Here is an 11,362-nt window from a genome sequence, read left to right on the forward strand (position 1 = left end):
GCGGCTTCGTCGAAACCGTCGTCCCCGAGCCCGGTCATTACCCGTTCGTCGACCACGACATGCGCCACGGCGAATCCGGCGCACACGGAATCCTGAAGGTGACCAAATGACCTGGTGGTCCGTGATCCGGTTCCTGCACGTCTCGGGGGCCGCGCTGTGGGTGGGCGGGCAGCTCACCATCTCGCTGGTCCTGCTGCCGCTCGCCCGCCGGAAGCTCGCCGAGGAGCAGTACGCGGGGCTGGCCAGGGAGGTCGGCCGCCGGTTCGGCATCTTCACCGGGGCGGTCTTCCTGCCGGTGCAGATCACCACGGGCGTGGCGATGGCCTGGCACAAGGGCGTCACGTGGGCGTCGCTGGCCGAGCCCGGCTACGGCCGCATCCTCTCCGCCAAGCTGCTGCTGTTCGGCGCCGTCATCGCCGTCGCCGGCGTGCACGGGTGGGCCAGCTCCCGGCACCCGTCCTTCGCCCGCGCCATGGCGGTCGCCTCGCTCGTCGGGTCCGTCGGCATCGTCCTGCTCGCCACCGCCCTGCCCAGCACCTAGCCGGTCACCGCTACCACGCAGCCGCCCAGCACATGGATGGAGAACCATGAACGACCGCCGTGAACGCCCGCTCGTCTACTCGTGCTCGGGCTGCTCCAGCGCCGCGCAGATGACGAACTGGCTGGCGATCCAGCTCGACCGCCGCGGCGTCGCCGAGATGTCCTGCATCGCGGGCGTCGGCGGCGACGTGCGGAGCCTGGTCCGCAAGGCGACCAGCGGGCGCCCGATCATCGCGATCGACGGCTGCGCCCTGGAGTGCGCCCGCAGCTGCCTCGCCCGGCACGACGTGACGCCCGACGTCCACCACCGGCTGAGCGACGCGGGCGTCCGCAAGCGCCTGGGCGAGGACTTCGACCCCGCCCAGGCGGAAGAGGTCCTCGGCGCGCTGATCGAGCGCGTCGAGGCGGAGCTCAGCCCGCGGGACGGCCGAGCGGTTCGAAGCGGGCCGTGAAGAAGCGCAGCGTCGGTGGCTCGTAGGTCATGCGGAGGCCGCGGACGGAGTCGCGGTGCGCGTACAGGTGCTGGACGGAGTCCGCCACGACGTCCAGATGGCGGTCGGTGTAGACGCGGCGCGGCACGGTCAGCCGGACCAGCTCCAGGCGCGGCCTGCGGTTCCGTCCCGTCTTCGGGTCCCGGCCCGCCGAGACGATGCCGCGCTCCATCGAGCGGACGCCGCTGTCGGTGTACAGCGCGGCGGCGAGCGCCTGCGCCGGGAACTCCTCCTGGTCGAGGTGCGGCAGGAACCTGGCCGCGTCGATGAACACGGCGTGCCCGCCGATCGGCTCCACGATCGGGACGCCCGCGACGCGCAGCCGTTCGCCGAGGTACCGCACCTGGTGGATGCGGTGCGCGATGTAGGCGTCGTCGACCATCTCGTGGATGCCCTGCGCCATGGCCTCCATGTCGCGTCCGGCGAGGCCCCCGTAGGTCGGCATGCCCTCGTAGAGGACGACCAGCTCCCGGGCCCGCTGCAGCAGCGCCGGGTCGTTCAGCGCGAGGAAGCCGCCGATGTTGACGAGGGCGTCCTTCTTGCCGGACATCGTGCACCCGTCGAAGTACGACATCATCTCCCGCAGGATCGAGGCCACGGACCGGTTGGCGTAGCCGTCCTCGCGCTCCTTGATGAAGTAGGCGTTCTCGACGCAGCGGGTCGCGTCGCACCACAGCAGGATCCCGTGCCGGGCGCACAGGTCCCGGACGGCGCGCAGGTTCGCCATGGACACCGGCTGCCCGCCCGCCATGTTGACCGTGACGGCCACGTTGACGTAGGCGATGTTGGCGGCGCCCTCGCGGTCGATGAGGGCGGCCAGCTTGTCGAGGTCGACGTTGCCCTTGAACGGGTGCCGGGCGGTCGGGTCGTGGGCCTCGTCGATCACCACGTCCGTGAAGATCCCGCCGGCGAGCTCCTGGTGGGCGCGGGTGGTGGTGAAGTACATGTTCCCCGGCACGTACTGCCCGTCCTTGATGGCGATCTGCGCGAGGATGTGCTCGGCGCCGCGGCCCTGGTGCGTGGGGACCGTGTACTGGAACCCGTACACCTCGCGGACCGCCTCCTCCAGCCGGTAGAACGAGCGGGAGCCGGAGTACGCCTCGTCGCCGCGCATCAGCGCCGCCCACTGCCGGTCGCTCATCGCGCTCGTGCCGCTGTCGGTGAGCAGGTCGATGCAGACCTCCTCCGAGCGCAGCAGGAACGTGTTGTGCCCGGCGCGCTCGATCGCCTCCTCGCGCTCGGTCCGCGTCGGCACCGGCAGCGGCTCCACGCTCTTGATCCGGTACGGCTCGGCCAGGTTCATCTCGGCTCCTCCCAGGGTCGCGGGAACGACCGGCCGGCGCGGGTCGCGGGCGGCCGGTCGGCGTGATCAGAGCCTTGCGCAGGACGGTCCGGCCCGGCCAAGGACCTTGGTCCCCGGCTGCGGGACCATTCGGCCCCCGTCCGGCTCAGCGGGACCGCTGGACGAGCTTCAGCGCCTCCACCAGGAGGTAGGAGGCGACGGCGATGGCCGCGATGCGCGCCCAGGCGGCGGCGCCGAGCGGGGCCGACCCGAACACGTCGTTCATGAACGGCGCGTACGTGTACAGCGCCTGGAGCGCGGCCAGGGCGAGGACGCTGACGGCGACCCACGGGTTGCGCCGGACGCCGCCCCACAGCAGCGGCCGGTCCAGCGACAGGCAGTTGAACATGTAGGTCAGCAGCGTCAGCGCGAACACGTTGACGACGATCGTCTGCGCGGTCTCCGGGGACGCGCCGTGCCCCCGCTCCCAGTGCTGCAGGCCGAACGCGCCGGCGAGCAGGATCGCCGAGACCAGCAGGAGCCGGACGGTCATCGCGCGGGTGAGCAGCGGCAGCCCCGGGTCGCGGGGCGGGCGGCGCATGATGTGCTCGTCCTTCGGCTCGACCGCGAACGGCAGCCCCAGCACCAGCACGGCCGTCATGTTGAGCCACAGCACCTGCAGCGGCAGGATCGGCAGCGCGGTCCCGGCGACGATCGCGGCGACGAGGACGAGGCCGAGCCCGATGTTGGACGGCAGCGCCCACACGATGAACTTCACCAGGTTGTCGAAGACGCCGCGCCCCTCCTCCACCGCCTGCTCGATGGAGGTGAAGTCGTCCTCGGTGAGCACCATGTCGGCCGACTCCTTGGCGGCGTCGGTGCCGGTGCGGCCCATCGCGACGCCGATGTCGGCCTGCTTGAGCGCGGGCGCGTCGTTGACGCCGTCGCCGGTCATCGCGATGACGTGCCCGGAGCCTTGCAGCGCCCGGACGAGGCGGAGCTTCTGCTCGGGCGACACGCGGGCGAAGACGGTGGCGGCCTGGAGGCGCTCCGGGGCGTGGTCGGCGGTGAGGTCCGCGCCGGTCATCACCTCGCCCTCCAGTCCGACGCGGGCGCCGATGGCGGCGGCGGTCGCGGCGTGGTCACCGGTGATCATCTTGACCTGGATGCCGGCGTCGTGGCAGGTCCGCACGGCCTGGGCGGCGTCCGGGCGGGGCGGGTCCAGCATGGCCTGCAGGCCGAGGAACGTCAGCCGGGGCAGCTCGTCCAGGCTCTCCGCGCGGCCCCGGGCGAAGGCGAGCACGCGCAGCGCGTCGGCGCCGTACGCCTCGGCGCGGGCGGTCACGGCCGCCGGGTCCAGCGGGACCGGTGCGCCGTCGGGCCCGGCCGCGTCGCCGCACAGCTGCAGGACCCGCTCGACCGGTCCCTTCACGTAGACGGTGCCGTCCTCGTGCAGGGTCGCCATGTAGCGCCGCTCGGAGCTGAACGGCTGCGTGGCGGTCCGTGCCGGGACCTCGCCGAGCAGCCCGGCCTTGGCGGCGCTGGTCACCAGCGCCCCCTCGGTGGGGTCGCCGGTGATCTGCCAGCGGCCGTCCTTCTCGGCGAGCCGCGCGTCGTTGCAGCCCAGCCCGCTCAGCAGCGTCTCCCGCAGGGCGGGGTGCTCGGCGAGGTCGACCGGGCGTCCGCCGCACTCGATCGCGCCGTCCGGGGCGTAGCCGGTGCCGGTGACGGTGTAGTCCCGGCCGCCCGCGGTGATCGCGGTGACGGTCATCTGGTTCTGGGTGAGCGTGCCGGTCTTGTCGGTGCAGATGACGGTGGTGCCGCCGAGCGTCTCCACGGCGGGCAGGTGCCGGACGATCGCGCCGCGCCGCACCATCCGGGCGACGCCGAGCGCCAGGGTGATCGTCACGACGGCGGGCAGGCCCTCCGGGATCGCGCCGACCGCGAGCGCCACCGCCGCGGTCAGCATCTCCGTGGCGTCCCGGCCGCGCATGATCCCGATCACGAAGGTGAGCGCGGCCAGCGCCAGGATCGCGACCGTCACGACCTTGCTGAACTGGGCGATCTTGCGGGTGAGCGGCGTCTGCACCGCCGTGGTGGTGTGGACGAGGCGGTCGATGCCGCCGAGCTCGGTGTCCGCGCCGGTCGCCACGACCAGGCCGGTGGCCGCGCCGGCGGTCACCAGCGTCCCGGAGAACGCCATGGCGGCGCGGTCGGCGAGCGCGACCTCGGGCAGCGGCGCCGGGTCCTTGGCGACGGGCACCGACTCGCCGGTCAGCGCCGACTCGTCCACGGCGAGCTCGTCGGTGCGCAGCAGCCGCAGGTCGGCCGGGACCTTGTCGCCGGCCTCCAGCACGACCAGGTCGCCGCGCACCAGCTCCGCCGCGGGCACGACGGCCCGCACGCCGTCCCGCACGACCACCGCCGTCGTCCGCGCCATCGCGGCGAGCGCGGTCAGCGCCCGCTCCGCCCGCGACTCCTGGACGAACCCGACGACGGCGTTCACGAGCACCACGCCGAGGATCACCAGCGAGTCCACCCGCTCGCCGAGCAGCCACGTGATCAGCGCCGCGGCGAGCAGGACGTAGATCAGCGGGCTGTGGAACTGCAGCAGGAACCGCAGCAGCGGGCCGCGGCCCCGCGCGGCGGGCAGCGCGTTCGGCCCGTCCCGCTCCAGCCGCGCCGCCGCCTCGGCCGAGGTCAGCCCGCGGGAGGCGTCGCCGCCGAGGTCCCGCACCACGTCCTCGGCGGGCCTGCGGTAGGGCGCGGGAGCCGTCGTCATCGCATGTCCGCCGGCTAGGGGCGGGAGTCCCTGCGGTCGGCCTTGAGCTGGGCGGCGAGGGCGGCGGCCTGGGTGCGGCGGCTCATGCCGAGCTTGGCGAAGATGTTGGAGATGTAGTTCTTGACGGTCTTCTCGGCCAGGAAGAGGCGCTCGCCGATCTGCCGGTTGGTCAGGCCCTCGCCGATGAGGTCGAAGATGTGGCGTTCCTGCTCGGTGAGGCTCTTGAGGGGGTCCTGCTTCTCCTGCCGGTCGCGCAGGCGCTGCAGCATCCGGGCCGTGGACCGGGGGTCGAGCAGCGACTGGCCGGTGGCCACGGTGCGGACGGCACCGACCAGGTCCGAGCCGTGGATCTGCTTGAGCACGTACCCGGCGGCGCCCGCCATGACGGCTTCGAACAGGGCGTCCTCGTCGTCGAAGGAGGTCAGCATCAGGCACGCCAGGTCGGGCATCTGGGACCGGATCTCGCGGCAGACGCTGACGCCGTCGCCGTCGGGGAGCCGGACGTCCAGGACCGCCACGTCGGGCCGGGCGGCGGGGATGCGCGCCAGGGCGTGCTCGGCGGTGCCGGCCTCACCCACGATCTCGATGTCGTCTTCGGCCGACAGCAGCGCCGCCACCCCGCGGCGGACCACCTCGTGGTCGTCCAGCAGGAACACCCGGATCGTCTTCGCAGCCTCGCCGCTCATGGCGCATCGTCCCCTACGTAGTCAGCGATCGATTCGGACGTTACCCGCCCGCCGTCCTCCGTCACAGCCTCGGACGTCCCGCGGCGGGAAGGACCAAGGTCCCGAACCGCGGGTCCTCCCGGGCACCGGCCTCGCCCGGCGTCGCGCCCGCTCAGGCGGGACGTGGCCGGATCCGGCAGAGGTCCCGCCGCCAAAGGCCCTTCGGCCCTGTGTCGCCGGTCACTCGCAAGGTGAGATGGGAGCGTGGCAACGCTGTCGACCCACGAACGGGGGCGAATCCGGTGAGCAGCATCACGGCGGCGGACCTCGCGCGGGAGCCCTTCCTGCGCGGGATGCGGAGCGCCGACCTGGCGCGGCTGGCGACGACCGCCCGCGCGGTCGAGATCCCGGCGGGCCGGCGGATCATCGCCGAGGCCGAGCCGGCGGAGCGCTTCTGGCTGATCCGGGAGGGGACGGTCGCCCTCGACCTGCGCGTGCCCGAGCGCGGGACCGTCGTCGTCGACACGTTCGGGCCGGACGCGGCCCTCGGCTGGTCGTGGCTGTTCCGCCCGTACCGGTGGCGCTTCGGCGCGACCGCGCTGGAGGACGTCCGGGCCGTGGAGTTCGACGGCCGGCTGATCCGCACCCTCTGCGCGGTGGACCCCGCGCTCGGCTACGAGCTGACCCGCCGGTTCACCGAGCTCGTCGTCGACCGGCTGCAGGCCGCCCAGCTGCGGCTCCTGGAGAGCGCCCATCCCGTGCCCCAGCCCTGACGCGTCAGCCGGGCACGATCACCGCGCGGCCGGTGAGCCGCCCGGCCTCCATGTCGCGGTAGGCGTCCATCGCCCGGTCCAGCGGGAACTCGGTGACGTCGGGCCGCAGCAGCCCCCGCGCCCCCATGTCGAGCACCTCCGCCAGTTCCGGCCGCGTCCCCCAGTACGTCGTCTGCAGCGACACCTCGTACGGGACGGAGAAGAACGACACCGGCAGCGTGCCGCCGCCGATGCCCACGATCGTCACGTCGCCGAGCATCCGCGCCGACGCCGCGGCCGTGGCGAGGGTCGCGTCGACGCCGACGAAGTCGAGGACCACGTCCGCGCCGCGCCCGCCGGTCGCGTCCCGCACCGCGTCCGCCGTCGCGTCGTCGGACGGCAGGGCGAGGTCGGCGCCGTTCTCGACCGCGTGCCGCCGCGCCTCCTCCCGCGTGTCGACGGCGATGACCCGCGCCGCGGTGGTGGCCTTGAGGATCTGCACGGCCAGGTGCCCGAGCCCGCCCGTGCCGATCACGACGGCGCTCGTGCCCGGCGGCAGCTTCGGCCACGACCGCCGGACGGCGTGGTAGGGCGTCAGCCCGGCGTCGGCCAGCGGCGCCGCCGCCACCGGGTCCAGCCCGTCCGGCAGCGGGAAGAGGAACCGCGCGCTCGGGACCAGCAGGAACTCCGCCATCCCGCCGTCGAGGCCCAGCCCGCCGCCGCCTCCGGGGACCGGCGCCTCCGCCGGGTTCTCGCAGTAGTTCTCCGTCCCGACCCGGCACCGCCCGCAGATGCCGCAGCCCCACGGCCCGTACACCGCGACCGGCTGGCCCGTGCCCAGGCCGCGCACGCCGTCGCCGACGGCGTGCACCCAGCCCGCGTTCTCGTGCCCGAGCGTGAACGGCGGCCCCCAGGGCAGCGCGCCGCCCTCGAAGTCCCGCATGAGGTGCAGGTCCGAGTGGCAGGCCCCCGCGCCTCCGACCTTGACGACGACCTGCCCCGGCCCCGGCTCGGGCTCGGCGACCTCGACCAGTTCGGGCTCGGACTTCCAGCCGAGCAGGCGCAGCGCTCGCATGATCCCTCCCCCTGGAACGACGAGTCGTCCCCCACGCCTACCCGCGAACGCGCCCGGCATCCCCGGGCCGCGGCGCGGCGGGCCGCCCGCGCGCGTTCGGCCCCGACCACCTGCACGAGGTGCGCAACGCCTCGGCCGCCCCGGCGGTCAGCGTCCACGTGTACTCGCCGCCGCCGGCGCTCATGAACCGCTACGACATCGTGGACGGCCGCCCGGTGCGCCTGGCGACCGAGCGGGCCGGCGAGTGGTGGCGCCGCCGGTCAGGCCAGGGTGAGGAAGAGCTTCTCCAGCTGCGCCCGGTCCACCGCGGCCTGTTCGGGGTCGTCGCCCTGGGTCAGGCACTGCTCCAGGCCGGTGGCGATGATCTTGAAGCCGGCCCGGTCGAGCGCGCGCGACACCGCGGCGAGCTGGGTGATCACGTCCTTGCAGTCGCGCTCGCTCTCGATCATCTGGATCACGCCGCCGAGCTGCCCCTGCGCCCGCTTCAGCCGCACGACGACGTCGGCCAGCGAATCCTTGTCCAGTTCCATGCGGTCCCCCTCGCTTTTACCCCCCAGGGTATCCGGAGTCGCGCCGGGCCGGAGGCGCCGCGTTCTGACCTAGGCTGCCGGTGTGGACAGCGATGAGTTCGTCGCCGGCTTCGACTACCCGATGTTCGTCGTGACCGCCGCCGACCCCGGCACCGGGGCGCGGTCGGGCTGCCTGGTCGGGTTCGCCACGCAGACCGGCATCGACCCGTTCAGGTACCTCGTGTGCCTGTCCCGGCGCAACCGCACGCACCGGACGGCCGAAGCGGCGGCCGTTCTCGCCGTCCACGTCCTCGGCCGGGAGCGGAACGACCTCGCGGCGCTGTTCGGCTCGGAGACCGGCGACGAGGTCGACAAGTTCGCCCGCTGCTCCTGGCGTCCCGGCCCGGAGGGCGTCCCGCTGCTCACCGGCGCCGCCCGCCACCTGGTCGGCCGCGTCCTCGATCGCTTCGACCTCGGCGACCACACCGGTTTCCTCCTCGCCCCGATCGAGGCGGCCGTGCACGACGCCGAGGCCGCCCCCATGACCTTCCGCTCCCTGCCGGATCTGACTCCGGGCCACGAGGCCGGCTGAGCCGCCGCCAGACTCGGCGTCCGGTGAATCGAACGCGCATGTGACACCCGCCGCGCCGCGGACGTACGCTCCGGAACGTTCGGTACATCGGACGAGCGGAGCCGTGATGACGCGGGTCGTGGTGCTGGGCGCCGGGATCGTCGGCGCCGCCTGCGCCCGCGAGCTGGCCCGGGCCGGATGCGCCGTCACCGTCGTCGAGCGCGGCCGCCCCGCCGCCGCGACCACCGCGCACGGCGAGGGCAACGTCCTGGTGTCCGACAAGGAGCCCGGCCCGGAGCTGGAGCTGGCGCGGCTCTCCAGGAGGCTGTGGCCGCGGGTCCTCGCGGAACTGCCGGACGCCGGGGCCGTGGAGTGGGAGCCCAAGGGCGGCATCGTCGTCGCGACCACCGAGCCGGGCGCCGCGGCGCTCCGCGATCTCGCGGCGGGCCAGCGCGCGGCCGGGGTCGCCGCGGCGGAGCTGGACGCCGCCGGTCTGGCCGCCGCCGAACCGCACCTCACCCGGGACGTCGCCGGCGCCGTCCACTATCCCGAGGACGCCCAAGTCCAGCCCGCCGGCGCCGCCACCGCCCTGCTCGCCGCGGCGGCCGCGGCCGGCGCCCGGCTGCGCACGGGATGCGCGGTGCTCGGCGCCGTCACCCGCGGCGGCCGGATCACCGGCGTGCGCACCTCCGCCGGGATCGTCGAGGGCGACGCGTTCGTGAACGCCGCCGGCCCGTGGTCCGGCGAGGTCGCCGCGCGGCTCGGCGTCCGGCTGGACGTGCTGCCCCGGCGCGGCGAGGTGCTGGTCACCGCACCGCAGCCGCCCACCGTGTTCCACAAGGTCTACGACGCCGGCTATGTGGGCGCGGTCGGCAGCGGAGCGGGGGAGCTGCAGGCGTCGGCGGTGGTCGAGTCGACGCGGGCGGGGACGATCCTGCTCGGCTCCTCGCGCCGCCGGGTGGGGTTCGACGACCGGCTCCGCCCGGGCGTGCTGTCGGTGATCGCCCGCAGGGCGCTGCGCCTGTTCCCGTCCCTGGCCGGCGTGCCGGTGATGCGCGCGTACGGCGGGTTCCGCCCCTACACGGCCGACCACCTGCCGGTGATCGGCGCGGACCCCGACCTGCCCGGCCTCTGGCACGCCACCGGGCACGAGGGCGCCGGCATCGGCCTGTCGGCCGGCACGGCCGCCGTCCTGCGCGACCTGATGCTCGGGCGCGAACCGGAGACGGACGCCGAGCCGTTCCGCGTGGACCGCCCCGCCGTCCGCCCCGCCGCCCGACCCGGAGGAGGACCCGGATGAGCCCGCGGCTCGTGCGCGCCGCCGACGACGCCACCGGGCGCCGCGACGTCCCGCTGCGCATCACCGTGGACGGCGTGCCGCTCACCGGCATCGAGGGCCAGACGATCGCGGGCGTGCTGATGGCGTCCGGCCGCACGTCCTGGCGGGAGAGCCCGTCGGGCGCGCCGCGCGGGGTCTTCTGCGGCATCGGCGCGTGCTTCGACTGCCTGGTCGCCGTCAACGGCGTCCCCGACGTGCGGGCCTGCCGCCGCCGCGCCCGCGACGGCGACGAGGTGGCCACCCGGTCCCGCGCCGGACGGGACGCCCGGTGACCCGGCACGTGGTAGTCGTCGGCGCCGGACCCGCCGGCCTGGGCGCGGCGGCCGGCGCGCTGCGCGCCGGTGCGCGGGTGACGCTGGTCGACGCCGCCGAGAACCCGGGCGGCCAGTACCACCGGATGCTCCCCGACGCCTACTCCGCCGCCCGCCCCGGGCTGCTGCACCGCGGGTGGCGCGGCTTCGAACGCCTCCGCGACCACGTCCTCGGCCATCCGCGCTGCGCCTGGTGGCCGGAGAGCGCCGTCTGGTCGATCGAACAAGCCGGGCACGGCGCCCCGCACGTCCACGTGCTGCGCGGCGAGCCCGACGGCGCGTGGCGGGAACGCCGGACCCTGCGTCCCGACGCGCTGGTCCTCGCGCCCGGCGCCCACGACCGCGTGCTGCCGTTCCCCGGCTGGGAGCTGCCCGGCGTCCACACCGCGGGCGCGGCGCAGGCGCTGGCGAAGGGCGAGCGGCTCGTGGTGGGCGACCGGGTGCTGATCGCCGGTTCCGGGCCGTTCCTGCTGCCGGTCGCCGCCTCGCTGCTGGAGGCCGGCTCGGCCGTCCGGGCGGTCCTGGAGGCGAACCCGGCCGCGACCCTCGCGCGCGGCTGGACCCGGCGTCCGCGCGAGCTGGCGTCCGAGGCGGGCAAGGCCGCGGAGCTCGCCGGGTACGTCCGCCTGCTGGCCCGGCACCGCGTCCCCTACCGGACGGGCCGCGCCGTGATCGAGGCCCGCGGCGACGGGCGCGTGGAGGAGGCCGTCACCGCGCGGCTCCGCCCCGACTGGTCGGTCGTCCCCGGCACGGAACGGGCCGTCGCGGTGGACGCGCTGTGCGTCGCGCACGGCTTCACCCCGCAGCTGGAACTGCCGGTCGCCGCCGGCTGCCGCATGCGGCCCGGCCCGTTCGTCGACGTGGACGGCGACCAGCGCACGACCGCGCCCGCCGTCTACGCCGCGGGCGAGATCACCGGCATCGCCGGGGCGCAGGCGGCCCGCACCGAGGGGCTGCTCGCCGGGTGGGCGGCGGGCGGCGGCGCCCCCGGCGCCCCGTTCCTGGCGGGCGTCCGCCGCCGCCGCGACCGGGCCCGCGCGTTCGC

General features: G+C 75.1%; 12 protein-coding genes and 1 pseudogene. 8 read left to right on the top strand and 5 right to left on the bottom strand.

The features are described from left to right. Positions 1–106: 106 nt before the first annotated feature. Positions 107–541 carry a hypothetical protein gene (locus tag ABTW95_RS35095; RefSeq protein ID WP_396451291.1) on the top strand — a complete coding sequence of 145 codons (435 nt, stop codon included), beginning with the start codon at positions 107–109 and terminating at the stop codon, positions 539–541. Positions 542–587: 46 nt separating this feature from the next. After that, positions 588–992: a putative zinc-binding protein gene (locus ABTW95_RS35100; RefSeq protein WP_396451289.1), complete on the top strand. Its 405-nt coding sequence runs from the start codon at positions 588–590 to the stop codon at positions 990–992. Here ABTW95_RS35100 and ABTW95_RS35105 read toward each other — a convergent pair. The 3 genes from ABTW95_RS35105 to ABTW95_RS35115 form a co-directional block, all read right to left on the bottom strand. Further along, a complete protein-coding gene (locus tag ABTW95_RS35105) occupies positions 952–2,334 on the bottom strand; it encodes a tyrosine phenol-lyase (protein ID WP_500228572.1) in 1,383 nt (460 codons plus the stop codon). The two genes, ABTW95_RS35100 and ABTW95_RS35105, sit on opposite strands and share 41 nt — an antisense overlap. A gap of 145 nt (positions 2,335–2,479) precedes the next feature. Then, positions 2,480–5,095: a cation-translocating P-type ATPase gene (locus tag ABTW95_RS35110; RefSeq protein ID WP_396451285.1), complete on the bottom strand. Its 2,616-nt coding sequence runs from the start codon at positions 5,093–5,095 to the stop codon at positions 2,480–2,482. Positions 5,096–5,109: 14 nt separating this feature from the next. Next, positions 5,110–5,781: a response regulator transcription factor gene (locus tag ABTW95_RS35115; protein ID WP_396451283.1), complete on the bottom strand. Its 672-nt coding sequence runs from the start codon at positions 5,779–5,781 to the stop codon at positions 5,110–5,112. A gap of 281 nt (positions 5,782–6,062) precedes the next feature. Between ABTW95_RS35115 and ABTW95_RS35120 the strand changes: the two genes are divergently transcribed. Next, the gene (locus ABTW95_RS35120; RefSeq protein ID WP_500228573.1) at positions 6,063–6,533 is read left to right on the top strand and encodes a cyclic nucleotide-binding domain-containing protein; all 471 of its coding nucleotides are present in this window, start codon (positions 6,063–6,065) and stop codon (positions 6,531–6,533) included. Between the two features lie 4 nt (positions 6,534–6,537). On the opposite strand, the gene ABTW95_RS35125 is transcribed toward ABTW95_RS35120, so the two are convergent. Next, entirely contained in the window at positions 6,538–7,587 is a 1,050-nt protein-coding gene (locus tag ABTW95_RS35125) for an NAD(P)-dependent alcohol dehydrogenase (protein WP_500228574.1), read from the bottom strand. Between the two features lie 11 nt (positions 7,588–7,598). Here ABTW95_RS35125 and ABTW95_RS35130 point away from each other — a divergent pair. Further along, positions 7,599–7,772, top strand: a pseudogene (locus tag ABTW95_RS35130) (hypothetical protein); the annotation flags it as partial. Positions 7,773–7,847: 75 nt separating this feature from the next. Here the strand turns inward: ABTW95_RS35130 and ABTW95_RS35135 are convergent. Beyond that, positions 7,848–8,117 carry a metal-sensitive transcriptional regulator gene (locus ABTW95_RS35135; RefSeq protein ID WP_396451277.1) on the bottom strand — a complete coding sequence of 90 codons (270 nt, stop codon included), beginning with the start codon at positions 8,115–8,117 and terminating at the stop codon, positions 7,848–7,850. Positions 8,118–8,199: 82 nt separating this feature from the next. On the opposite strand from ABTW95_RS35135, the gene ABTW95_RS35140 reads away from it, so the two are divergent. From ABTW95_RS35140 to ABTW95_RS35155, 4 genes are all read left to right on the top strand, one after another. Further along, entirely contained in the window at positions 8,200–8,688 is a 489-nt protein-coding gene (locus tag ABTW95_RS35140) for a flavin reductase family protein (protein WP_500228575.1), read from the top strand. 106 nt (positions 8,689–8,794) lie between these two features. After that, positions 8,795–9,967 carry an NAD(P)/FAD-dependent oxidoreductase gene (locus ABTW95_RS35145; RefSeq protein ID WP_500228576.1) on the top strand — a complete coding sequence of 391 codons (1,173 nt, stop codon included), beginning with the start codon at positions 8,795–8,797 and terminating at the stop codon, positions 9,965–9,967. Then, positions 9,964–10,278 (top strand): (2Fe-2S)-binding protein, encoded by a 315-nt coding sequence (locus tag ABTW95_RS35150; RefSeq protein ID WP_396451271.1) that lies wholly within the window; start codon positions 9,964–9,966, stop codon positions 10,276–10,278. The genes ABTW95_RS35145 and ABTW95_RS35150 overlap by 4 nt, the downstream gene beginning before the upstream one ends. After that, a partial coding sequence (locus tag ABTW95_RS35155; protein ID WP_500228577.1) for an NAD(P)/FAD-dependent oxidoreductase occupies positions 10,275–11,362 on the top strand: 1,088 nt, incomplete at its 3' end. The genes ABTW95_RS35150 and ABTW95_RS35155, both read left to right, overlap by 4 nt.

Source organism: Spirillospora sp. NPDC127506 (assembly GCF_040302145.1).
Lineage (GTDB): Bacteria > Actinomycetota > Actinomycetes > Streptosporangiales > Streptosporangiaceae > Spirillospora.